General features: G+C 54.9%; 32 protein-coding genes. 31 read left to right on the top strand and 1 reads right to left on the bottom strand.

Features of this window, described 5'->3' with window-relative positions:
* Nucleotides 1–69: 69 nt before the first annotated feature.
* The gene (locus ACZ5FM_RS09850; RefSeq protein ID WP_192488628.1) at nt 70–366 is read right to left on the bottom strand and encodes a transcriptional regulator; all 297 of its coding nucleotides are present in this window, start codon (nt 364–366) and stop codon (nt 70–72) included.
* Between the two features lie 512 nt (nt 367–878).
* Between ACZ5FM_RS09850 and rpsL the strand changes: the two genes are divergently transcribed.
* From rpsL to rplQ, 31 genes are all read left to right on the top strand, one after another.
* A complete protein-coding gene (gene rpsL, locus ACZ5FM_RS09845) occupies nt 879–1250 on the top strand; it encodes a 30S ribosomal protein S12 (RefSeq protein WP_003507760.1) in 372 nt (123 codons plus the stop codon).
* Between the two features lie 78 nt (nt 1251–1328).
* Nucleotides 1329–1799 carry a 30S ribosomal protein S7 gene (gene rpsG / locus ACZ5FM_RS09840; RefSeq protein WP_192488629.1) on the top strand — a complete coding sequence of 157 codons (471 nt, stop codon included), beginning with the start codon at nt 1329–1331 and terminating at the stop codon, nt 1797–1799.
* A gap of 27 nt (nt 1800–1826) precedes the next feature.
* Nucleotides 1827–3926, top strand: coding sequence for an elongation factor G (gene fusA, locus ACZ5FM_RS09835; RefSeq protein WP_192488630.1), 2100 nt, complete (start codon nt 1827–1829; stop codon nt 3924–3926).
* A 65-nt stretch (nt 3927–3991) separates the two neighbouring features.
* The gene (tuf, locus tag ACZ5FM_RS09830; protein ID WP_192488619.1) at nt 3992–5167 is read left to right on the top strand and encodes an elongation factor Tu; all 1176 of its coding nucleotides are present in this window, start codon (nt 3992–3994) and stop codon (nt 5165–5167) included.
* A gap of 323 nt (nt 5168–5490) precedes the next feature.
* Nucleotides 5491–5799, top strand: coding sequence for a 30S ribosomal protein S10 (rpsJ, locus tag ACZ5FM_RS09825; RefSeq protein ID WP_003507767.1), 309 nt, complete (start codon nt 5491–5493; stop codon nt 5797–5799).
* Nucleotides 5800–5954: 155 nt separating this feature from the next.
* On the top strand, nt 5955–6596 hold the full coding sequence (gene rplC / locus ACZ5FM_RS09820) for a 50S ribosomal protein L3 (RefSeq protein ID WP_192488631.1): 642 nt from the start codon (nt 5955–5957) through the stop codon (nt 6594–6596).
* Between the two features lie 12 nt (nt 6597–6608).
* Complete coding sequence (gene rplD, locus ACZ5FM_RS09815; RefSeq protein ID WP_192488632.1) at nt 6609–7229, top strand: 50S ribosomal protein L4; 621 nt, start codon at nt 6609–6611, stop codon at nt 7227–7229.
* Nucleotides 7226–7519, top strand: a complete 294-nt coding sequence (locus ACZ5FM_RS09810; RefSeq protein WP_192488633.1) for a 50S ribosomal protein L23 — start codon at nt 7226–7228, stop codon at nt 7517–7519. Before rplD ends, ACZ5FM_RS09810 begins: the two co-directional genes overlap by 4 nt.
* Before the next feature lie 43 nt (nt 7520–7562).
* Nucleotides 7563–8399, top strand: coding sequence for a 50S ribosomal protein L2 (rplB, locus tag ACZ5FM_RS09805; protein WP_192488634.1), 837 nt, complete (start codon nt 7563–7565; stop codon nt 8397–8399).
* Nucleotides 8400–8413: 14 nt separating this feature from the next.
* The gene (gene rpsS / locus ACZ5FM_RS09800; protein ID WP_192488635.1) at nt 8414–8692 is read left to right on the top strand and encodes a 30S ribosomal protein S19; all 279 of its coding nucleotides are present in this window, start codon (nt 8414–8416) and stop codon (nt 8690–8692) included.
* A 2-nt stretch (nt 8693–8694) separates the two neighbouring features.
* A complete protein-coding gene (gene rplV, locus ACZ5FM_RS09795; RefSeq protein WP_045230773.1) occupies nt 8695–9084 on the top strand; it encodes a 50S ribosomal protein L22 in 390 nt (129 codons plus the stop codon).
* A complete protein-coding gene (gene rpsC, locus ACZ5FM_RS09790) occupies nt 9084–9815 on the top strand; it encodes a 30S ribosomal protein S3 (protein ID WP_192488636.1) in 732 nt (243 codons plus the stop codon). The genes rplV and rpsC overlap by 1 nt, the downstream gene beginning before the upstream one ends.
* A gap of 38 nt (nt 9816–9853) precedes the next feature.
* Entirely contained in the window at nt 9854–10267 is a 414-nt protein-coding gene (gene rplP, locus ACZ5FM_RS09785) for a 50S ribosomal protein L16 (RefSeq protein WP_192488637.1), read from the top strand.
* A 12-nt stretch (nt 10268–10279) separates the two neighbouring features.
* The gene (gene rpmC / locus ACZ5FM_RS09780) at nt 10280–10480 is read left to right on the top strand and encodes a 50S ribosomal protein L29 (protein ID WP_138790874.1); all 201 of its coding nucleotides are present in this window, start codon (nt 10280–10282) and stop codon (nt 10478–10480) included.
* A gap of 12 nt (nt 10481–10492) precedes the next feature.
* Entirely contained in the window at nt 10493–10729 is a 237-nt protein-coding gene (rpsQ, locus tag ACZ5FM_RS09775; protein WP_192488638.1) for a 30S ribosomal protein S17, read from the top strand.
* 234 nt (nt 10730–10963) lie between these two features.
* Nucleotides 10964–11332, top strand: a complete 369-nt coding sequence (gene rplN / locus ACZ5FM_RS09770; RefSeq protein ID WP_003495199.1) for a 50S ribosomal protein L14 — start codon at nt 10964–10966, stop codon at nt 11330–11332.
* A 12-nt stretch (nt 11333–11344) separates the two neighbouring features.
* Nucleotides 11345–11653, top strand: coding sequence for a 50S ribosomal protein L24 (gene rplX, locus ACZ5FM_RS09765; protein WP_192488639.1), 309 nt, complete (start codon nt 11345–11347; stop codon nt 11651–11653).
* Nucleotides 11646–12203 (top strand): 50S ribosomal protein L5, encoded by a 558-nt coding sequence (gene rplE, locus ACZ5FM_RS09760; protein ID WP_192488640.1) that lies wholly within the window; start codon nt 11646–11648, stop codon nt 12201–12203. The genes rplX and rplE overlap by 8 nt, the downstream gene beginning before the upstream one ends.
* Before the next feature lie 33 nt (nt 12204–12236).
* Complete coding sequence (rpsN, locus tag ACZ5FM_RS09755) at nt 12237–12542, top strand: 30S ribosomal protein S14 (protein WP_192488641.1); 306 nt, start codon at nt 12237–12239, stop codon at nt 12540–12542.
* A 12-nt stretch (nt 12543–12554) separates the two neighbouring features.
* Entirely contained in the window at nt 12555–12953 is a 399-nt protein-coding gene (gene rpsH, locus ACZ5FM_RS09750) for a 30S ribosomal protein S8 (protein ID WP_045024690.1), read from the top strand.
* A 42-nt stretch (nt 12954–12995) separates the two neighbouring features.
* Nucleotides 12996–13529, top strand: coding sequence for a 50S ribosomal protein L6 (rplF, locus tag ACZ5FM_RS09745; RefSeq protein WP_192488642.1), 534 nt, complete (start codon nt 12996–12998; stop codon nt 13527–13529).
* A 12-nt stretch (nt 13530–13541) separates the two neighbouring features.
* Nucleotides 13542–13904: a 50S ribosomal protein L18 gene (gene rplR / locus ACZ5FM_RS09740; RefSeq protein WP_192488643.1), complete on the top strand. Its 363-nt coding sequence runs from the start codon at nt 13542–13544 to the stop codon at nt 13902–13904.
* Nucleotides 13905–14023: 119 nt separating this feature from the next.
* A complete protein-coding gene (gene rpsE / locus ACZ5FM_RS09735; protein ID WP_192488644.1) occupies nt 14024–14593 on the top strand; it encodes a 30S ribosomal protein S5 in 570 nt (189 codons plus the stop codon).
* Nucleotides 14594–14604: 11 nt separating this feature from the next.
* Nucleotides 14605–14811 (top strand): 50S ribosomal protein L30, encoded by a 207-nt coding sequence (gene rpmD / locus ACZ5FM_RS09730; RefSeq protein ID WP_192488645.1) that lies wholly within the window; start codon nt 14605–14607, stop codon nt 14809–14811.
* A gap of 16 nt (nt 14812–14827) precedes the next feature.
* Nucleotides 14828–15307 (top strand): 50S ribosomal protein L15, encoded by a 480-nt coding sequence (gene rplO, locus ACZ5FM_RS09725; protein WP_192488646.1) that lies wholly within the window; start codon nt 14828–14830, stop codon nt 15305–15307.
* A gap of 237 nt (nt 15308–15544) precedes the next feature.
* On the top strand, nt 15545–16885 hold the full coding sequence (gene secY / locus ACZ5FM_RS09720; RefSeq protein WP_192488647.1) for a preprotein translocase subunit SecY: 1341 nt from the start codon (nt 15545–15547) through the stop codon (nt 16883–16885).
* The gene (locus tag ACZ5FM_RS09715) at nt 16882–17472 is read left to right on the top strand and encodes an adenylate kinase (protein WP_250981776.1); all 591 of its coding nucleotides are present in this window, start codon (nt 16882–16884) and stop codon (nt 17470–17472) included. Before secY ends, ACZ5FM_RS09715 begins: the two co-directional genes overlap by 4 nt.
* 239 nt (nt 17473–17711) lie before the next feature.
* Nucleotides 17712–18080: a 30S ribosomal protein S13 gene (gene rpsM, locus ACZ5FM_RS09710; protein ID WP_192488649.1), complete on the top strand. Its 369-nt coding sequence runs from the start codon at nt 17712–17714 to the stop codon at nt 18078–18080.
* Nucleotides 18081–18212: 132 nt separating this feature from the next.
* Nucleotides 18213–18602: a 30S ribosomal protein S11 gene (gene rpsK / locus ACZ5FM_RS09705; protein ID WP_007766864.1), complete on the top strand. Its 390-nt coding sequence runs from the start codon at nt 18213–18215 to the stop codon at nt 18600–18602.
* Between the two features lie 178 nt (nt 18603–18780).
* Entirely contained in the window at nt 18781–19791 is a 1011-nt protein-coding gene (locus tag ACZ5FM_RS09700; RefSeq protein ID WP_192488650.1) for a DNA-directed RNA polymerase subunit alpha, read from the top strand.
* A gap of 121 nt (nt 19792–19912) precedes the next feature.
* A complete protein-coding gene (gene rplQ, locus ACZ5FM_RS09695) occupies nt 19913–20338 on the top strand; it encodes a 50S ribosomal protein L17 (RefSeq protein WP_192488651.1) in 426 nt (141 codons plus the stop codon).
* The last annotated feature ends 121 nt before the right edge of the window (nt 20339–20459 follow it).

Raw genomic sequence — 20459 nt, 5'->3', positions numbered from 1 at the left:
CGATCTGTTTACTGTTTAAAAAAGAAAACCGCCTGGTGACAGGCGGTTTGTCTGTTTTGGCTATAAGGGTTATGCGAAGCGGATAATGGCGACTTCGCCTTCCAGCGCTCCCTGATAGGCCGAGGCATGCGGCTCTTCGTCGGGGATCTCCGTCAGCATGCCGATCTGGTCGAGGTCGGCCTCGAGGAAACCTTCCTCCGAAAGTGCATTCAGCGTGTCGCGGACGGCTGTGTCATCATCGGGTGCACGTAGGATCACGTGGATGTCGATGCCTTCGTCGCCATCCCGTTCATAAGCCTTGCCTATGACGATGAATACCATGGGGTCAACCGATCCGTTGTCGTTATCATTATGGGGGAGGGTCATGGTGTTCTCCTTGCTCCTGAAGGCCGTTTTTTTGCTGTGTGCTGACGAACAGCCACGGTGATGGTGTCACCAAGCGTCGTTTGAAGAATCAATAGACGGCTTTGGTATAAAGCCCAATACGGAATACGTGTTTTGGCCGATATATTGATGAAACAGATTAACAGCAGCGGTAAATATGCTAAACGAAGGCCCGAGAAGGCCGGTGCTGCGGGACAAAATGTGGATTCACCCTTGACGAAGTAGGGGTAAAACAGTAGTACGCCGCCCATCGGAACCTGTATGAGGTTTGGCCGTTCGGAATGACTCGTTCCGGATATCTGCTCAAACTGGGTCCAACGCACGTTGAAGACACGAATGCTGCACGCACGACGTAGTGATACGTCCTCTGCCTTTGTGGTCCATCCGATCAATTCGGATTGGGCCACGTTTTGCGCATGAAGTATAGCGTGTGCCACCGCCGGAAACGGCATAACGTCGGCCCGAGAGGGCGATAGATACTAAGGGATGGTTGTATGCCTACCGTAAACCAGCTTATCCGCAAGCCACGCCAGGCACAGGTAAAGCGTAATAAGGTTCCTGCTCTGCAGGAAAACCCACAGAAGCGCGGCGTTTGCACACGCGTTTACACGACGACCCCTAAGAAGCCTAACTCGGCTCTTCGTAAGGTTGCCAAGATCCGTCTGACGAATGGCTTCGAAGTCATCGGCTACATTCCTGGTGAAGGCCACAACCTTCAGGAACACTCTGTAGTCATGATCCGCGGCGGCCGCGTAAAGGACTTGCCAGGTGTTCGTTACCACATCATCCGCGGCGTTCTCGATACGCAGGGTGTAAAGAACCGTAAGCAGCGCCGCTCCAAGTATGGTGCGAAGCGTCCGAAGTAATTCGGCAATTAACAAATTCGGCGCTGCGCGAGGTTCTCCGCGTGGTTGAGCGTCAATAACATTTGAGAGACAAACAGTATGTCCCGTCGCCATAGTGCAGAAAAGCGTGAGATCAACCCGGATCCAAAGTTCGGCGATCTGATCGTCACCAAGTTCATGAATGCTATCATGCTTCATGGCAAGAAGTCCGTTGCTGAAAGCATCGTATACGGCGCATTCGACGCCGTTCAGGGCAAGACGAAGCAGGAGCCGCTCGGCGTGTTCCATTCGGCCCTCGATAACGTTGCTCCGCACGTTGAAGTTCGTTCTCGCCGCGTTGGTGGTGCGACATACCAGGTTCCTGTTGATGTTCGTCCTGAGCGTCGTCAGGCCCTCGCAATCCGCTGGCTGATCGCTGCTGCTCGTAAGCGCAACGAAACAACCATGGTCGATCGCCTGTCCGGCGAACTCATGGATGCTGCGAACAACCGCGGTTCGGCTGTCAAGAAGCGTGAAGACACGCACAAGATGGCTGACGCTAACCGCGCATTCTCGCATTACCGTTGGTAATCTAACCGATCCGAAAGGCAGTCCGTTATGGCTCGCGAATATAAAATCGAAGACTACCGCAATTTCGGTATCATGGCGCACATCGACGCCGGCAAGACGACCACAACCGAGCGTATTCTTTACTACACCGGTAAGTCGCACAAGATCGGCGAAGTTCATGATGGCGCTGCCACGATGGACTGGATGGAACAGGAGCAGGAGCGTGGTATCACCATCACTTCTGCGGCTACCACGACCTTCTGGAAGGGTCGCGATGGCAAGATGCGTCGTTTCAACATCATCGACACCCCCGGCCACGTTGACTTCACGATTGAAGTTGAGCGTTCGCTGCGTGTTCTCGACGGTGCTATTGCTCTGCTCGACGCCAACGCTGGTGTAGAGCCGCAGACTGAAACCGTATGGCGTCAGGCTGAGAAGTACAACGTTCCGCGTATGATCTTCTGCAACAAGATGGACAAGACCGGTGCTGACTTCTACCGCTCGGTAGAAATGATCAAGACCCGTCTCGGCGCGACAGCTGTTGTCATGCAGTTGCCAATCGGTGCAGAAACCGAATTCAAGGGCGTGATCGATCTCATCGAAATGAACGCTCTCGTATGGCGCGACGAATCGCTCGGCGCTCAGTGGGACGTTGTTGAGATCCCAGAAGATATGAAGGCCAAGGCTGAAGAATATCGCGAGAAGCTGATCGAGACTGTTGTCGAGATCGACGAAGAAGCAATGGAAGCTTACCTCGAAGGTAACTACCCAGACAACGACAAGATTCGTGCTCTCGTTCGTCGCGGCACCATCGACGTGAAGTTCCACCCGATGTTCTGCGGTACCGCGTTCAAGAACAAGGGCGTTCAGCCGCTTCTCGACGCTGTTGTTGAATACCTGCCTTCTCCGCTGGACATTCCTGCGATCAAGGGCATCGACTTCAAGACCGAAGCTGAAATCGAGCGTCACGCTGATGATTCCGAGCCGCTTTCCATGCTCGCGTTCAAGATCATGAACGACCCATTCGTTGGTTCGCTCACCTTCGCACGTATCTACTCGGGCAAGCTCGAAAAGGGCACATCTGTAATCAACACGGTCAAGGACAAGCGTGAGCGCGTCGGCCGTATGCTTCAGATGCACTCCAACAGCCGTGAAGACATCGAAGAAGCCTTTGCTGGCGACATCGTTGCTCTGGCTGGCCTCAAGGAAACCACAACGGGCGACACGCTTTGCGATCCGTTGAAGCCGGTTATCCTCGAGCGCATGGAATTCCCTGAGCCGGTTATCCAGATCGCGATCGAACCGAAGACCAAGGGCGACCAGGAAAAGATGGGCCTCGCGCTCAACCGCCTGGCTGCTGAAGATCCTTCGTTCCGCGTCAAGACTGACGAAGAATCCGGTCAGACAATCATCGCTGGCATGGGCGAACTTCACCTCGACATTCTCGTTGACCGTATGCGTCGCGAGTTCAAGGTTGAAGCGACCGTTGGTGCTCCGCAGGTTGCTTACCGTGAAACGATCACGAAGCTGCACGAAGAAGATTACACACACAAGAAGCAGTCCGGTGGTACCGGTCAGTTCGCTCGTGTGAAGATCATCTTCGAACCGAACCCAGAAGGCGAAGACTTCAAGTTCGAGTCCAAGATCGTTGGTGGTGCTGTTCCAAAGGAATACATCCCAGGCGTTCAGAAGGGTATCGAAAGCGTTCTGTCTTCCGGTCCTCTGGCTGGCTTCCCGATGCTGGGTGTCAAGGCAACTCTCATCGATGGTGCATACCATGATGTTGACTCGTCTGTTCTGGCGTTCGAAATCGCATCGCGTGCTTGCTTCCGTGAAGCAGCAAAGAAGGCTGGTGCACAGCTTCTCGAGCCGATGATGAAGGTCGAAGTTGTTACCCCAGAAGATTACGTCGGTGACGTTATCGGCGATCTGAACTCGCGTCGCGGTCAGATCCAGGGTCAGGAATCGCGTGGCATCACGATCGTGATCAGCGCGCATGTTCCTCTTGCGAACATGTTCAAGTACGTCGACAACCTTCGCTCCATGTCGCAGGGTCGCGCACAGTACTCGATGACGTTCGATCACTATTCGCCTGTTCCAAGCAACGTAGCTGCTGAAATCCAGGCAAAGTATTCCGGTCAGAAGTGACCGGAATACCCACACAAAAATTTTAAGGTTTATTCCCTTTCAGGGATAAGAATGGAGAGCCAATAATGGCAAAGAGCAAGTTTGAGCGCAATAAGCCTCACGTTAACATCGGCACGATCGGTCACGTTGACCACGGCAAGACATCGTTGACGGCCGCAATCACCAAGTACTTCGGCGAGTTCAAGGCGTATGACCAAATCGACGCCGCTCCTGAAGAAAAGGCTCGTGGTATCACCATTTCGACAGCCCACGTTGAGTATGAGACGCCTAACCGTCACTACGCACACGTTGACTGCCCCGGCCACGCCGACTACGTGAAGAACATGATCACCGGTGCTGCCCAGATGGACGGCGCGATCCTGGTTTGCTCGGCTGCTGACGGCCCAATGCCACAGACCCGCGAGCACATCCTGCTTGCTCGTCAGGTTGGCGTTCCTGCTCTGGTCGTGTTCCTCAACAAGGTTGACCAGGTTGACGACGAAGAACTGCTCGAGCTCGTAGAAATGGAAGTTCGTGAACTTCTTTCTTCCTACGACTTCCCAGGCGACGACGTTCCTGTTGTTAAGGGTTCGGCTCTTGCTGCTCTTAACGATTCTGACAAGAAGATCGGTGAAGACGCTATTCGTGAGCTGATGGCTCAGGTTGACGCCTACATCCCAACACCAGAGCGTCCAATCGACCAGCCGTTCCTGATGCCAATCGAAGACGTGTTCTCGATCTCTGGCCGTGGTACTGTTGTTACCGGTCGCGTTGAGCGCGGTATCGTCAAGGTTGGTGAAGAAGTTGAAATCGTCGGCATCAAGGCGACGTCTAAGACGACTGTTACCGGCGTTGAAATGTTCCGCAAGCTGCTCGATCAGGGCCAGGCTGGCGACAACATCGGTGCACTGGTTCGCGGCGTTACCCGTGACGGCGTTGAGCGTGGTCAGATCCTTTGCAAGCCAGGTTCTGTTAAGCCTCACAAGAAGTTCATGGCAGAAGCCTACATCCTGACAAAGGAAGAAGGCGGCCGTCATACACCGTTCTTCACGAACTACCGTCCTCAGTTCTACTTCCGTACAACTGACGTTACCGGTATCGTTTCGCTGCCAGAAGGCACGGAAATGGTTATGCCAGGCGACAACGTTACTGTTGAAGTCGAACTGATCGTTCCAATCGCGATGGAAGAAAAGCTGCGCTTCGCTATCCGCGAAGGCGGCCGTACCGTCGGCGCTGGCATCGTTGCCTCGATCATCGAGTAATTAATGTGGGCTTCGGCCCTCATTGAAGACATTGAATTGGCGACCTCTCGGGGTCGCCAATTTGTCTATCGGTAAAAACCGTGACGACGAGGCATTTTTAATGCTTGATAATTACAGTGAAAGCGCGTAAACGCGCAGTCAGAGCTGTTATGAGATTCGCAGGTGTTTGCGAACCATGGCGTTCAAGTAATCCAGACTAACGAAATGATTGGGGTGCGCCTTGCATTCCTCTCGATTTTTGAAAATCTGCGGCGCCACGATCAACATAGGTTCATGTATTTCCGCGTGCGGAAATTGAATAACTAAGAACAAGGACAAGTCGAATGAACGGCCAGAATATCCGTATCCGCCTCAAGGCGTTCGATCACCGGATCCTCGATGCCTCTACTCGCGAAATCGTGTCGACCGCCAAGCGCACCGGCGCCAGCGTTCGCGGCCCGGTTCCGCTCCCAACACGCATCGAAAAATTTACCGTTAACCGCTCTCCTCACGTAGATAAGAAGAGCCGTGAACAGTTCGAAATGCGTACGCACAAGCGTCTTCTCGATATCGTTGATCCTACTCCGCAGACTGTTGATGCTTTGATGAAGCTCGACCTTGCGGCTGGCGTTGACGTCGAAATCAAGCTCTAAGGCCCCGGCGAAAGCCGGATATAACAAGGAAGGTACGTGGAGTAATCCAACGACTTCTAAACCGGAGACCGGACGCGTCGTGAGACGTCTACGGGAACTCCTAAACAAAGGGCGGAGAGGGGTTTCCCTTCAAGGCTCGCAAGAGGATTGAACCAATGCGTTCAGGTGTGATTGCACAGAAAGTGGGAATGACCCGCGTCTATAATGACGCTGGTGAGCACATCCCAGTTACAGTGTTGCGGTTGGACAACGTTCAGGTTGTTTCGCAGCGCACTGAAGAAAAGAATGGCTATATCGCAGTTCAGCTCGGTGCTGGCCAGTCGAAGGTCAAGAATACATCGAAGGCTCTTCGTGGTCACTTCGCAACTGCAAGCGTTGAGCCTAAGGCTAAGCTTGTTGAGTTTCGTGTTTCCGAAGAAAACCTCATCGATGTTGGCGCGACTTTGACGCCAAGCCATTTTGCCGCTGGTCAGCTGGTTGACGTAACCGGCACCACGATCGGTAAGGGTTTTGCCGGTGCTATGAAGCGTCACAACTTCGGTGGTGGTCGCGCTTCGCACGGTAACTCGGTTTCGCACCGTGCGCATGGTTCGACTGGTTCGAACCAGGATCCTGGTAAGGTTTGGAAGGGCAAGCGCATGGCCGGTCATATGGGCCAGACACGCGTAACGACCCAGAATCTGGAAGTGGTTTCGACCGATGAGGATCGCGGTTTGATCCTCGTGAAGGGCGCCGTTCCTGGTTCCAAAGGTTCCTGGATCATCGTCCGTGATGCCGTCAAGTCGGCTGCGAAGTAAGGGAGCCTTATTATGGAATTGAACGTCACGACCCTCGAGGGAAAAGACGCCGGCAAGGTATCCCTGTCGGACGAAATTTTCGGCCTCGACCCACGCCAGGACATTCTGGCGCGTATGGTTCGCTACCAGCTTGCTAAGAAGCAGCAGGGTACGCACAAGACCAAGAACCGTTCGGAAGTTTCCCGCACCGGTGCGAAGATGTACAAGCAGAAGGGTACGGGCCGCGCTCGTCACCATTCGGCTCGCGCTCCGCAGTTCCGTGGCGGTGGTAAGGCTCATGGCCCGGTTGTTCGCAGCCACGCTCATGACCTGCCGAAGAAGGTTCGCGCTCTCGCTCTGCGTCACGCGCTTTCTGCAAAGCTGAAGGCTGAAGACCTGATCATCGTTGATCAGCTCGTTGCATCTGAAGCAAAGACAAAGGCTCTGCTGGGCAATTTCGCCTCGCTCGGCCTGACCAACGCTCTTGTTATCGGCGGCGCCGAGCTTGATGGCAACTTCAAGCTTGCTGCTCAGAACATTCCAAACGTGGACGTTCTGCCGGTTCAGGGCATCAATGTTTACGACATCCTGCGTCGTGGCAAGCTGGTGCTTTCCAAGGCTGCTGTAGAGGCTCTGGAGGAGCGGTTCAAATGACGGATCTTCGCCACTACGATGTGATCGTATCTCCTTCGATCACGGAAAAGTCGACGCTGGTATCCGAACAGAACCAGGTCGTATTCAACGTCGCCAAAGACGCTTCGAAGCCTGAAATCAAGGCTGCTATCGAAGCTCTCTTCGGCGTCAAAGTCACGGCTGTGAACACGCTTATCCGCAAGGGTAAGACCCGTCGTTTCCGTGGGTTCGCTGGTAAGCAGAAGGACGTCAAAAAAGCCGTCGTCACGCTCGCCGAAGGTCAATCCATCGACGTGTCCACCGGACTCTAAAGGTTAGGCCCACGCGGGCAAAGACCCAAAAGGGAACAATAAAATGGCATTGAAAAGTTTCAATCCAACCACTCCGAGCCAGCGCCAGCTGGTCATTGTCGACCGTTCTTCGCTCTACAAGGGCAAGCCGGTTAAGGCGCTGACCCAAGGTCTCAGCTCGAAGGGTGGCCGTAACAACCAGGGCCGGATCACTGTCCGTTTCCAGGGTGGCGGTCACAAGCGCACATACCGTCTCATTGACTTCAAGCGTCGCAAGTTTGACGTTGAGGGTACGGTTGAGCGTCTGGAATACGATCCAAACCGCACTGCATTCATCGCGCTCGTAACTTACGCTGACGGTGAACAGGCTTACATTCTCGCGCCACAGCGTCTTGCTGCTGGTGACAAGGTGATCGCCTCCGACAAGGCTGTTGACGTGAAGCCAGGCAACACAATGCCGCTTCAGTACATCCCAGTTGGTTCGATCATCCATAACGTCGAGATGAAGCCTGGTAAGGGTGGTCAGATCGCTCGCTCGGCAGGTACATATGTGCAGCTCGTCGGTCGTGACCAGGGTATGGCGATCCTTCGTCTGAACTCTGGTGAACAGCGTCTCGTGCACGGCTCTTGCCTTGCATCCATCGGTGCTGTTTCCAACGCCGACCACGGCAACACCAACGACGGTAAAGCCGGTCGTTCGCGTTGGCGCGGTAAGCGTCCACACGTTCGCGGTGTCGTTATGAACCCTGTCGATCACCCGCACGGCGGTGGTGAAGGTCGTACGTCTGGTGGTCGCCATCCGGTGACTCCGTGGGGCAAGCCTACAAAGGGCAAGCGTACACGCTCCAACAAGTCGACCGACAAGTTCATCATGCGTTCGCGCCATCAGCGTAAGAAGTAAGAGAGGTAGTCCAAGTGGCTCGTTCAGTATGGAAAGGTCCGTTTATTGACGGCTATCTTCTCAAAAAGGCTGAGAAGGTACGCGAAAGCGGACGTAATGAAGTAATCAAGATCTGGAGCCGTCGCTCCACGATCCTGCCGCAGTTCGTAGGCTTGACCTTCGGCGTTTACAACGGCAGCAAGCATGTGCCGGTCAATGTCAATGAAGACATGGTCGGTCACAAGTTCGGTGAATTCTCTCCGACCCGGACCTACTACGGTCATGGCGCGGACAAGAAGGCAAAGAGGAAGTAATCATGGCGAAGGCTAAGACCGAACGCCGGCTGAAGGACAACGAGGCTCAGGCTATTGCCCGTACGCTTCGCGTCAGCCCACAGAAACTGAACCTGGTTGCTGCTCTTATCCGTGGCAAGAAGGTTGATCGCGCTCTCGCCGAGCTCGAATTCTCCCGCAAGCGTATCGCTTCCACCGTCAAGAAGACGCTGGAATCGGCTATTGCGAACGCAGAAAACAACCATGACCTCGACGTCGACGCTCTCGTCGTCGCCGAGGCCTACGTTGGCAAGTCCATCACCATGAAGCGTTTCCACGCTCGTGGCCGTGGTCGCGCCTCGCGTATCGAAAAGCCGTTTGCACACTTGACTATCGTTGTTCGCGAAGTCGAGGAAAAAGGGGAGGCCGCATAATGGGTCAGAAGATTAATCCAATCGGCTTCCGCCTCGGTATCAACCGTACTTGGGATAGCCGCTGGTATGCAGACACTGCCGAATACGGCAAGCTGCTCCACGAAGATCTCAAGATCCGTGCTTACCTGATCAAGGAATTGAAGCAGGCAGGCATCGCCAAGGTTGTCATCGAACGTCCGCACAAGAAGTGCCGCGTGACCATCCACTCGGCTCGTCCGGGTCTGATCATCGGCAAGAAGGGTGCAGACATCGAGAAGCTTCGCAAGAAGATCTCGGAGATGACCGACAGCGAAACGCACCTCAACATCGTTGAAGTGCGCAAGCCGGAAGTCGACGCTACACTCGTAGCACAGTCGATTGCCCAGCAGCTCGAACGCCGCGTGGCTTTCCGCCGTGCGATGAAGCGTGCTGTTCAGTCCGCTATGCGTCTTGGCGCCGAAGGCATCAAGATCACCTGCGGCGGCCGCCTTGGCGGCGCGGAAATCGCTCGTACCGAATGGTACCGCGAAGGTCGCGTGCCACTTCACACCCTGCGTGCAGACATCGACTACGGTACAGCTGAAGCTGAAACCGCATTCGGTATTTGCGGCATCAAGGTCTGGATCTTCAAGGGCGAAATCCTTGAGCACGATCCGATGGCTTCCGAGCGTCGTGCGCTCGAAGGCGATGCCCAGGGTCCGGCAAGCCGTGAGCGCGGTGATCGTGGCGATCGTCGTCGCGAAAACGCTTGATTGACGCTGGCGAAAGATAAGCTCGGAGAAGTAAGAAAATGTTGCAGCCAAAGCGTACTAAGTACCGCAAGCAGTTCAAGGGTCGCATCAAAGGTGTGGCCAAGGGCGGCTTTGACCTTGCATTCGGTGAATACGGCTTGAAGTCGCAGGAACCGAACCGCGTTAATGCACGCGAGATCGAAGCGGCCCGCCGCGCGATCACGCGTTACATGAAGCGCGCAGGTCGTGTGTGGATCCGCGTATTCCCAGACACTCCGGTTACGGCCAAGCCGACCGAAGTTCGTATGGGTAAGGGTAAGGGTTCGGTCGAATACTGGGCTTGCAAGGTCAAGCCTGGTCGTATGATGTTCGAGATCGACGGTGTTTCCGAGGAGATCGCCCGTGAGGCGCTTCGTCTCGGCGCTGCCAAGCTCTCGGTTAAGACGCGCTTCGTACAGCGCATCGCAGAGTAAGGAGCAGGCACAATGAAAGCCGAAGATGTTCGCGGCCTCAGCGCCGATCAGCTCAAGGACAAGCTTGCCGACCTGAAGAAAGAGCAGTTCAACCTGCGCTTCCAGAAGGCTACCGGTCAGTTGGAAAAGTCCTCGCGCATCAACGAAGTCCGTAAGGACATCGCCCGCGTGAAAACCATTGCCCGCCAGAAGGCGGCAGAAGCCAAGGCCTAAAGGAAGAATAATATGCCGAAACGCATTCTGCAGGGCGTCGTAGTTTCCGACAAGAACGAGAAGACCGTTGTGGTCAAGGTCGAGCGTCGATTCGCTCACCCACTGCTTCAGAAGACCGTTCGTCGTTCGAAGAAGTACAAGGCCCACGACGAAAACAACCAATACAAGGTTGGTGATGTGGTTTCCATTGAGGAATGCGCACCAATCTCCAAGGATAAGCGCTGGACGGTTGTTTCCGCACAGGCTTAATTCAAACAGTTTCGCGCCGGGCTCTTGCTATCGGCGCGAAAACCTGTATGAAGCAGCGCAAGGACGCTCGTCACCGGGCGTCTTTTGCTTTGATGCGCACGGAAGGTCCGTTATGGAAACCACCCTGGCAAGATTTCTTCCGCGCGAAAACAGAGACTTTTCATAAGCTGGAGCAGGGGGCTTTCTCTATGAGGCTGCCCAACCGTTCCAGTAACAACAAGAAGGCGACCTGACATGATTCAGATGCAAACAAACCTCGACGTGGCGGATAATTCCGGCGCACGTCGTGTCATGTGCATCAAGGTGCTGGGCGGCTCGAAGCGTAAGTATGCTTCCGTTGGCGACATTATTGTCGTTTCGATCAAGGAAGCTATTCCGCGCGGCCGCGTCAAGAAGGGCGACGTGATGAAGGCGGTTGTAGTGCGTACCGCCAAGGACATTCGTCGCGCTGACGGCAGCGTCATCCGTTTCGATAACAACGCAGCTGTTCTTATCGATAACAAGAAAGAGCCTATCGGCACCCGTATCTTCGGACCGGTTCCACGCGAACTTCGCGCAAAGAACCATATGAAGATCATCTCGCTGGCTCCAGAAGTACTGTAAGGAGCGATAGCGATGCAGAAAATTCGCAAAGGCGACAAAGTTGTCGTATTGACCGGTAAGGACAAGGGCCGTACCGGCGAAGTAACTCAGGTCTTGCCAAAAGAAGATCGGGCTTTCGTGAGTGGCGTAAACATGGTGAAGCGTCACCAGCGCCAGACCCAGGGCCAAGAAGCTGGCATCATCAACAAGGAAGCATCCTTGCACATCTCTAACCTTGCTATCGTCGACAAGGACGGTAAGGCGACCCGCGTTGGGTTCAAGGTTGTAGACGGCAAGAAGGTCCGCGTGGCCAAGCGTTCGGGAGAAGTGATCGATGGCTGAGTCCAAGTACGAGCCGCGTCTCAAGGCTGAATATGTTTCCCGTATTCGCGGCGCTATGCAGGAGAAGTTCTCCTACTCTAACGTGATGATGATCCCGAAGCTCGACAAGATCGTTATCAACATGGGTGTTGGTGAAGCAACGGCTGATTCGAAGAAGCCGACAGTTGCTGCAGCCGATCTGGCCGCTATTGCTGGTCAGAAGCCGGTTGTTACCAAGGCTCGCAATTCCATTGCTGGCTTCAAGGTTCGTGAAGGCATGCCAATCGGTGCGAAGGTTACTCTTCGTGGCGCTCGCATGTATGAGTTCCTTGACCGTCTGATCAACATCGCGCTTCCGCGCGTTCGCGACTTCCGGGGCCTGAACCCGAAAAGCTTTGACGGCCGTGGCAACTTCGCCATGGGCATCAAGGAGCACATTGTGTTCCCAGAAATCAACTACGATAAGGTTGATCAGATGTGGGGCATGGACATCATCGTTTGCACGACGGCGACTTCGGACGACGAAGCTCGGGCTCTTTTGACAGAGTTCAACTTCCCTTTCCGTCAGTAACCGTAACGACGAGCGTAGAAAAGGAACTCTGATATGGCGAAAACAAGCGCAGTTGAAAAGAACAAGCGCCGCCGCAAGACAGTTGCACAGCATGCTTCCAAGCGTGCCGCGCTCAAAGCTGTCGTCATGAACCAGTCCCTTCCGATCGAAGAGCGGTTCCAGGCAACACTGAAGCTCGCTTCGCTGCCGCGTGACGGCTCGAAGACACGTATCCGCAACCGCTGCGAAGTAACGGGCCGTCCGCGCGCGTTCTATCGTAAACTCAAGATGTCGCGTATTGCGCTTCGCGAGTTGGGCAATTCCGGCAAGGTGCCGGGTATTGTCAAGTCGAGCTGGTAAGGAGACGGGCACATGACAATGACTGATCCGTTGGGTGATATGCTCACCCGCATCCGCAATGGTGCTGCTCGTCGCAAGTCGTCGGTTAGCACTCCTGCTTCCAGCCTCCGTGCGCGCGTTCTCGACGTGCTGCAGGCTGAAGGCTACATTCGCGGTTATTCCAAGTCCGATTTTGAAAACGGCAAGGCCGAGTTCACGATCGAGCTGAAGTACTACGAAGGCGCGTCCGTGATCCGTGAGATCGGCCGCGTATCCAAGCCGGGCCGCCGGGTTTATGTCTCGGTAAAGTCCATTCCGCAGGTCGCGAACGGTCTCGGCATCACTATCCTTTCGACTCCGAAGGGTGTGATGGCTGATCACCAGGCTCGTGAACAGAACGTTGGTGGCGAGGTTCTTTGCTCGGTCTTCTAAGATCGGGCAGGGGTCTCCTGGCGAAACAGGCAGGATAAAAATATGTCTCGTATCGGTAAAAAGCCCGTTCAGGTACCAGCAGGGATTACGGCCACGGTTGATGGCCAGAAGATCACTGCAAAGGGTCCGAAGGGTGAACTGTTTTTCGTCGCTAATGACGACATTCAGTTGAAGCTGGAAGAAAACTCGGTTTCGGTTCAGCCGGCCAACAACACCAAGGAAGCTCGTTCGAAGTGGGGCATGTCCCGCACGATGATCGAGAACATCTTCAAGGGTGTTAAGGACGGTTACGAACGTAAGCTCGAAATCAACGGCGTTGGTTATCGCGCAGCCATGCAGGGCCAGAACCTGCAGCTGGCGCTCGGTTTCTCTCACGATGTTGTTTATGAGCCTCCGGTCGGCATCACCATTGCCGTTCCTAAGCCGACGGAAATCATCGTTTCCGGCATTAACAAGCAGCAGGTCGGTCAGGTTGCCGCGGAAATCCGCGAATACCGTGGTCCCGAGCCCTACAAGGGCAAAGGCGTCAAGTACGCTGAAGAACGGATCATCCGCAAAGAAGGCAAGAAGAAGTAAGGAACTCGCGAAATGGCTAGCAGGAAAGAAGCACTTTCACGCCGTGCGAACCGTGTACGCCGCCAGATCAAGGCGGTTGCTAACGGTCGCCCGCGCCTGTCGGTTCATCGCTCGTCGAAGAACATCTATGCACAGGTCATCGATGATGTTGCCGGCACGACGCTTGCGTCTGCCTCGACACTCGAAGCAGATCTGCGCAAGTCGCTGAAGACTGGTGCAGACGTTGCAGCAGCTGCCGTTGTTGGCAAGCTGGTTGCAGAGCGCGCTGGCAAGGCTGGCGTCAAGGATGTTGTATTCGATCGTGGCGCATTCATCTATCACGGCCGCGTTAAGGCCCTGGCGGATGCAGCACGCGAAAGCGGTCTGAACTTCTAAAAAGCTTCCGCCCGGATCCGTCCGGGCGGTTTTCACCGGACCATGCGGGTTCCAGAAATGGAACCGGTGGTCCTTCTCTCGTTTGCCGTTCTACCCGCAAAAGAAAAAGGAAAAGGACAATGGCACAGGATAAAAGAGGTTCTCGCGACGATCGCCAGAACCGCGAAGAGCGCGATAGCGAATTCGTTGACAAGCTGGTTGCAATCAACCGCGTTGCAAAGGTTGTTAAGGGTGGCCGTCGTTTCGGCTTCGCTGCTCTCGTTGTTGTTGGCGACCAGAAGGGTCGCGTTGGTTTCGGTCACGGCAAGGCTCGTGAAGTTCCAGAAGCTATCCGCAAGGCAACTGAAAGCGCAAAGCGCGATCTGATCTTCGTTCCGCTTCGCGATGGCCGCACTCTGCACCACGATGTTAACGGCCGTCACGGCGCTGGCAAGGTTCTGCTGCGCTCTGCAAAGGCTGGTACTGGTATCATCGCCGGTGGTCCAATGCGCGCTGTTTTCGAAACGCTCGGCGTTCACGACGTCGTCGCCAAGTCGACAGGTTCTTCGAACCCGTACAACATGGTTCGCGCAACTTTCGACGCTCTGAAGCACCAGGTTCATCCGAAGGACGTCGCTGCACAGCGTGGTCTCAAGTATGCAACTCTTCAGGCACGCCGCGCCGCTTCCGGCAACGCTGCTGAAGAATAAGGAGCTGGATCATGGCCAAGAATGCTACTGAATCCAAGAAGACTGTTACGGTCGAACAGATCGCCAGTGCCAATCGCCGCCCGGCAGTACAGCGTCAGACGCTGATCGGCCTGGGTCTCAACAAGATGCACCGTCAGCGTACCCTGGAAGATACTCCATCGGTTCGTGGCATGATCCGTGCTGTCCAGCATCTCGTTCGCGTCGTAGACGAGAAGTAAGACCGGGGAAGTCATCATGAAACTCAATGAAATTAAAGACAACGAAGGTTCTTCCAAGGATCGTATCCGCGTAGGTCGCGGTATCGGTTCCGGCAAGGGCAAGACCGGTGGTCGTGGTGTTAAGGGTCAGAAGGCTCGTTCGGGCGTTGCTATCAACGGCTTCGAAGGCGGTCAGATGCCTATCTACCGTCGTCTGCCAAAGCGCGGCTTCACCAACATCTTCGCTTCTGAATACGCAACCGTTTCGCTCGGCCGTATCCAGACTGCAATCGATGCCAAGAAGCTCGACCCTAAGGCAACGATCGATTCGGCTGCTCTGAAGGCTGCTGGCGTCATTCGTCGCGAAAAGGACGGCGTTCGCGTTCTGTCCGGTGGCGAACTGACCACCAAGGTAACGATTGAAGTAGCCGGCGCCTCCAAGGCTGCTGTTGAAAAGATCGAAAAAGCTGGCAGCTCTATCAAGCTTCTGGTTGTTGCAGCTGAAGCTGCTGAGTAATATATAGACTACGAACGCCCGGAGTGGTTCACTCCGGGCGTTCGCGCTCCCTTATGAGAGCCTCACAGTCCCGACGACGAACGTAATGTTTGTGACCGGGACACATGGAAACAGGGGTGAGGCAAGATTGCGGTTCGTCCGCGTCCGTCCGAAGCCCGGTTTTTGAACCAGTATCTTTTTGACCTTTTCCGGAACTGCCGGTTTCGGGCTGCTGGCAAGGGTCGCGCGGAGAATTTTATGGCTTCAGCAGCGGAACAACTGGCCTCAAACCTGAATTTTTCAACTTTCGCGAAAGCGGAAGATCTGAAAAAGAGATTGTGGTTCACCCTCGCAGCACTTCTCGTATACCGTCTTGGTACGCATATTCCGCTTCCGGGTCTTAACCCAGAGGCCTATGCACAGGCATTCCGCGGTCAAGCGGGCGGTATCCTAGGTCTTTTCAACATGTTTGCGGGCGGCGCTGTAGAGCGCATGGCGATTTTCGCGCTCGGCATCATGCCTTACATCTCTGCTTCGATCATCGTGCAGCTTATGACGTCCGTTGTGCCGTCGCTTGAAGCGCTGAAGAAAGAAGGGGAGGCTGGTCGCAAGATCATCAACCAGTACACCCGTTACGGCACTGTGCTGCTCGGCACCCTGCAGGCCTACGGCATTGCCGTTGGTCTGGAAAGCGGCAGCGGCCTTGTGATCGATCCGGGCTGGTTCTTCCGCATTTCTACCGTCATTACGCTGCTCGGCGGTACAATGTTCCTGATGTGGCTGGGTGAACAGATCACCTCGCGTGGTATTGGTAACGGTATTTCCCTGATCATTTTTGCCGGTATTGCTGCCGGTCTGCCGACAGCTCTTGCCGGTACGCTGGAACTGGGCCGTACAGGCGCTCTGTCCACACCGCTTATCCTGGCTGTGGTCGTGGTGGCTATTGGCGTTATTGCGCTGATCGTGTTCGTGGAACGTGCGCAGCGTCGTCTTCTGATCCAGTATCCGAAGCGTCAGGTTGGCAACCGCATGTTCCAGGGTGATACATCGCACCTGCCACTGAAGCTGAACACTGCCGGTGTTATCCCTGCGATCTTCGCTTCTTCGCTGCTGCTTTTGCCAGCGACGGCTGCCGGTTTTGCCGGTAACGGCAATCTGCCGAACTGGGCGACAACGATCATTGCGTCGCTGCAGCACGGTCAGCCTTTGTTCATGCTGTTTTATGGTCTGCTGATTGCCTTCTTCGCATTCTTCTACACCGCGATTGTTTTCAATCCGAAGGATACGGCTGACAATCTGAAAAAGCACGGCGGCTTCATTCCGGGCATTCGCCCAGGTGAACGCACAGCCGAGTATATTGACCATGTTCTGACACGCATCACCGTCATCGGCGCTGTTTATCTTGTGTTCGTGTGTATCCTTCCTGAGACACTTATTGCTCGGACAGGTATCCCATTAGCCCTTGGTGGTACTTCGCTTTTGATCGTTGTCAGTGTAACCCTAGATACTGTTGCCCAGATCCAGGGACACCTGATTGCCCAGCAGTATGAAGGGCTGATCAAGAAATCTAAATTGCGTGGAGGAAAGAGGGGACGATGAGACTGATATTTCTGGGACCACCAGGTGCTGGTAAAGGAACCCAAGCCAAGCGTTTGACGGACAAATACGGTATTCCGCAGCTTTCAACGGGGGACATGTTGAGAGCGGCTGTGAGCGCCGGTACTGAAGTCGGCATACGTGCAAAGGCTGTTATGGATGCCGGTGGTCTGGTGTCTGACGATATCGTCAACCAGATCGTGTCGGACCGTATCGTGGAGCCTGACTGTGCGAAGGGCTTCATCCTCGACGGATATCCGCGCACTGTTCCTCAAGCCAAGGCTTTGGCAGAGAACATGCAGGCGAAAAACCTGAGACTTGATGCTGTCATCGAGTTGAAAGTGGATGAAGAAGCCCTGATTCGCCGAATCGAAAACCGCGTGGCTGAAACCATTGCTGCCGGTGGTAAGGTTCGTCCTGATGATAATCCGGAAACTTTCCGCAAGCGCATGGTTGAATACCATGAAAAGACGGCTCCCCTGTCGCAATATTACAGCGAACAGGGACAGTTGGTGACGCTTGACGGGATGGCAGGCGTCGATTCTGTGACTGCAGAGATCGAACACGTGCTTGAGAAAGCAACTGCCTGAGTTTTGCGTTCTTCTGGATCGCTAAAGAATCTTGGCGGAGCCGGTTGCTTTTTCGCGCTGATTCCGCTAAACATCGCGCCAACTCGCGACAATCCAGCGACTGGCGCGGATTTCCCAAGGGAGATCCGGGTGCAGTCGTTTCGGCTTGCGGCGGATATTAATTTGAACTGGCGGTCTTGTTACCGCTCTAATGGAAGCACCACTTGCCGGATGGCAACTGGAACGCAAGGAGAATAGACGTGGCACGTATCGCTGGCGTCAACATCCCGACTGCGAAGCGCGTTGTTATCGCGCTGACCTACATTCACGGGATTGGTCCAAAATTCGCGCAGGAAATCATGGACAAGGTCGGCTTGCCGGCTGAAAAGCGCGTTCATCAGCTGACGGATGCTGAAGTTCTTCAGATCCGCGAAACCATCGACCGTGATTATCAGGTAGAAGGCGATCTTCGCCGCGATACCTCGATGAACATCAAGCGTCTGATGGACCTCGGCTGCTACCGTGGTCTGCGTCACCGTCGTGGCCTTCCGGTCCGCGGTCAGCGCACGCACACCAACGCTCGTACCCGTAAGGGTCCAGCGAAGGCGATCGCAGGTAAGAAGAAGTAATTTCCGGGAAACCGGGGTGGGGAGGCTGGTGCACGCGCCGGCCTCTTTGAATTTGGCGAAGGGTCTTGAACGGCTCGGCGCCGGTGTAGCCGCTGGTGTTACGGCGGTGAAGAGATCAATGAAAGGGATACTATGGCAAAGGAAGCCACACGCGTTCGGCGTCGCGAACGTAAAAACATCACCTCTGGTGTTGCTCACGTAAACTCCACGTTCAACAACACCATGATCACCATCACTGACGCACAGGGTAACGCAATTGCCTGGTCGTCTGCTGGTGCAAAGGGTTTCAAGGGTTCGCGTAAGTCTACGCCGTTTGCCGCCCAGATCGCTGCTGAAGACTGCGCCAAGAAGGCTCAGGAACACGGCATGAAGTCGCTTGAAGTCGAGGTTTGCGGTCCAGGTTCTGGTCGTGAATCCGCGCTTCGCGCTCTGCAGGCTGCTGGTTTCATGATTACCTCTATCCGCGACGTGACGCCGATCCCGCACAACGGTTGCCGTCCGCGCAAGAAGCGCCGCGTCTAACGCAGGCTGCTTCGTGGTTCCGCCTTTCCTCTGGTCAGGCGGAATTTTCGCGTTTTACCGCATAACTTCCGGTCTTCCGGCTTTTATGCGACAAACCCGCTGATGAACCCCGGTTCCTCTCAGTGTTCATGCTCGGACCGCCACGATTGGATGGTGGCGGCGAACGGAAGGTTTAAACATGATTCAGAAGAATTGGCAGGAACTCATCAAGCCGAACAAGGTCGAGTTCACGTCTTCGAGCCGCACGAAGGCAACGCTTGTTGCCGAGCCTCTGGAGCGTGGTTTCGGTCTTACGCTTGGTAACGCGCTTCGCCGCGTTTTGCTGTCTTCTCTGCGTGGTGCTGCTGTAACGGCCGTGCAGATTGACGGCGTTCTGCACGAGTTCTCCTCCATTCCCGGCGTTCGGGAAGACGTGACGGATATCGTGCTGAACATCAAGGAAATCGCCATCAAGATGGATGGTGACGACTCCAAGCGCATGGTTGTGCGTAAGCAGGGCCCAGGTGCCGTTACTGCTGGTGATATCCAGACAGTTGGCGACATTGAAATCCTGAACCCGGAACACGTTATCTGCACCCTCGACGAAGGCGCTGAAATCCGCATGGAATTCACCGTCAACAACGGCAAGGGTTATGTACCGGCAGAGCGTAACCGCGCGGAAGATGCCCCGATTGGCCTCATTCCCGTGGACAGCCTCTACTCCCCGGTCAAGAAAGTGTCCTACAAGGTGGAAAACACCCGTGAAGGTCAGGTTCTCGACTATGACAAGCTGATTATGTCCATCGAGACTAACGGCTCTGTTTCCGGTGAAGATGCAGTTGCTTTTGCTGCTCGTATTCTCCAGGACCAGCTCGGCGTATTCGTCAACTTCGACGAACCGCAGAAGGAAGCCGAGGAAGAATCCGTTGCAGAACTGGCGTTCAACCCGGCTCTTCTCAAGAAGGTCGACGAACTGGAGCTTTCCGTTCGTTCGGCAAACTGCCTGAAGAACGACAACATCGTCTACATTGGCGACCTGATCCAGAAGACCGAGGCCGAAATGCTTCGTACTCCGAACTTTGGTCGCAAGTCGCTGAACGAAATCAAGGAAGTTCTCGCTTCCATGGGTCTGCACCTCGGTATGGAAGTACCGGCATGGCCACCAGAGAACATCGAAGATCTCGCAAAGCGTTACGAAGACCAATACTAATACAGACAGAGGCAGGCCCTTTAAAGACTGCCTTTCCCCGTCAAACAGCAGACAGGTCGTCTGCATGTGCCAGGAAACGGCAGGCCTGAAGATCAGGAACCTGCATTAAAGGAGAATAGCAATGCGCCACGGAAATTCAGGCCGCAAGCTCAATAGAACTGCCAGCCACCGCAAGGCAATGTTTGCCAACATGGCTGCTTCGCTCATCACGCATGAGCAGATCGTAACCACTCTGCCAAAGGCGAAAGAAATTCGCCCGATCGTTGAGAAGCTGGTAACCCTCGGCAAGCGCGGCGACCTGCACGCTCGTCGTCAGGCTCTCTCGCAGATCAAGGATCAGGACGCTGTTCGCAAGCTGTTCGACGCAATCGCAGCTCGTTACGCAAACCGTAACGGCGGCTACCTGCGCATCATGAAGGCTGGCTTCCGTCAGGGCGACAATGCTGCTCTCGCAGTTATTGAATTCGTTGAACGCGATGTTAACGCCAAGGGCGCAGCCGACAAGGCTCGCGTAGCTGCTGAAGCAGAAGCTGCAGAAGCTGCATAAGTTCTGACGCGTTAAAACGTCAAACTGATAAAAGTCCGGGTGAGCAATCACTCGGACTTTTTCGTGTTCGGTTGGTGTTTTTTCTGTCCGGGCGTTGTCTCTCTGGAAGAGTTTCCCGCAG

The sequence above is a fragment of the Agrobacterium sp. 5Ca50 genome (assembly GCF_055381905.1).
This window is presented reverse-complemented; position numbering and strand designations above follow the sequence as displayed.

Excerpts from the sequence above, each read along its gene's own strand:
- rpmD (WP_192488645.1), top strand. The coding sequence starts at position 14,605 with ATGGCCAAGAATGCTACTGAATCCAAGAAGACTGTTACGGTCGAACAG.
- rpsQ (WP_192488638.1), top strand. The coding sequence starts at position 10,493 with ATGCCGAAACGCATTCTGCAGGGCGTCGTAGTTTCCGACAAGAACGAG.
- rpsL (WP_003507760.1), top strand. The coding sequence starts at position 879 with ATGCCTACCGTAAACCAGCTTATCCGCAAGCCACGCCAGGCACAGGTA.
- rplO (WP_192488646.1), top strand. The coding sequence starts at position 14,828 with ATGAAACTCAATGAAATTAAAGACAACGAAGGTTCTTCCAAGGATCGT.
- ACZ5FM_RS09810 (WP_192488633.1), top strand. The coding sequence starts at position 7,226 with ATGACGGATCTTCGCCACTACGATGTGATCGTATCTCCTTCGATCACG.
- fusA (WP_192488630.1), top strand. The coding sequence starts at position 1,827 with ATGGCTCGCGAATATAAAATCGAAGACTACCGCAATTTCGGTATCATG.
- rpsJ (WP_003507767.1), top strand. The coding sequence starts at position 5,491 with ATGAACGGCCAGAATATCCGTATCCGCCTCAAGGCGTTCGATCACCGG.
- rplD (WP_192488632.1), top strand. The coding sequence starts at position 6,609 with ATGGAATTGAACGTCACGACCCTCGAGGGAAAAGACGCCGGCAAGGTA.
- tuf (WP_192488619.1), top strand. The coding sequence starts at position 3,992 with ATGGCAAAGAGCAAGTTTGAGCGCAATAAGCCTCACGTTAACATCGGC.
- rpsC (WP_192488636.1), top strand. The coding sequence starts at position 9,084 with ATGGGTCAGAAGATTAATCCAATCGGCTTCCGCCTCGGTATCAACCGT.
- secY (WP_192488647.1), top strand. The coding sequence starts at position 15,545 with ATGGCTTCAGCAGCGGAACAACTGGCCTCAAACCTGAATTTTTCAACT.
- rpmC (WP_138790874.1), top strand. The coding sequence starts at position 10,280 with ATGAAAGCCGAAGATGTTCGCGGCCTCAGCGCCGATCAGCTCAAGGAC.
- rplF (WP_192488642.1), top strand. The coding sequence starts at position 12,996 with ATGTCTCGTATCGGTAAAAAGCCCGTTCAGGTACCAGCAGGGATTACG.
- rplR (WP_192488643.1), top strand. The coding sequence starts at position 13,542 with ATGGCTAGCAGGAAAGAAGCACTTTCACGCCGTGCGAACCGTGTACGC.
- rplP (WP_192488637.1), top strand. The coding sequence starts at position 9,854 with ATGTTGCAGCCAAAGCGTACTAAGTACCGCAAGCAGTTCAAGGGTCGC.
- rplB (WP_192488634.1), top strand. The coding sequence starts at position 7,563 with ATGGCATTGAAAAGTTTCAATCCAACCACTCCGAGCCAGCGCCAGCTG.
- rpsN (WP_192488641.1), top strand. The coding sequence starts at position 12,237 with ATGGCGAAAACAAGCGCAGTTGAAAAGAACAAGCGCCGCCGCAAGACA.
- rpsE (WP_192488644.1), top strand. The coding sequence starts at position 14,024 with ATGGCACAGGATAAAAGAGGTTCTCGCGACGATCGCCAGAACCGCGAA.
- rplE (WP_192488640.1), top strand. The coding sequence starts at position 11,646 with ATGGCTGAGTCCAAGTACGAGCCGCGTCTCAAGGCTGAATATGTTTCC.
- rplC (WP_192488631.1), top strand. The coding sequence starts at position 5,955 with ATGCGTTCAGGTGTGATTGCACAGAAAGTGGGAATGACCCGCGTCTAT.
- rplX (WP_192488639.1), top strand. The coding sequence starts at position 11,345 with ATGCAGAAAATTCGCAAAGGCGACAAAGTTGTCGTATTGACCGGTAAG.
- ACZ5FM_RS09715 (WP_250981776.1), top strand. The coding sequence starts at position 16,882 with ATGAGACTGATATTTCTGGGACCACCAGGTGCTGGTAAAGGAACCCAA.
- rpsG (WP_192488629.1), top strand. The coding sequence starts at position 1,329 with ATGTCCCGTCGCCATAGTGCAGAAAAGCGTGAGATCAACCCGGATCCA.
- rplQ (WP_192488651.1), top strand. The coding sequence starts at position 19,913 with ATGCGCCACGGAAATTCAGGCCGCAAGCTCAATAGAACTGCCAGCCAC.
- rplV (WP_045230773.1), top strand. The coding sequence starts at position 8,695 with ATGGCGAAGGCTAAGACCGAACGCCGGCTGAAGGACAACGAGGCTCAG.
- rplN (WP_003495199.1), top strand. The coding sequence starts at position 10,964 with ATGATTCAGATGCAAACAAACCTCGACGTGGCGGATAATTCCGGCGCA.
- ACZ5FM_RS09850 (WP_192488628.1), bottom strand. The coding sequence starts at position 366 with ATGACCCTCCCCCATAATGATAACGACAACGGATCGGTTGACCCCATG.
- rpsH (WP_045024690.1), top strand. The coding sequence starts at position 12,555 with ATGACAATGACTGATCCGTTGGGTGATATGCTCACCCGCATCCGCAAT.
- rpsK (WP_007766864.1), top strand. The coding sequence starts at position 18,213 with ATGGCAAAGGAAGCCACACGCGTTCGGCGTCGCGAACGTAAAAACATC.
- ACZ5FM_RS09700 (WP_192488650.1), top strand. The coding sequence starts at position 18,781 with ATGATTCAGAAGAATTGGCAGGAACTCATCAAGCCGAACAAGGTCGAG.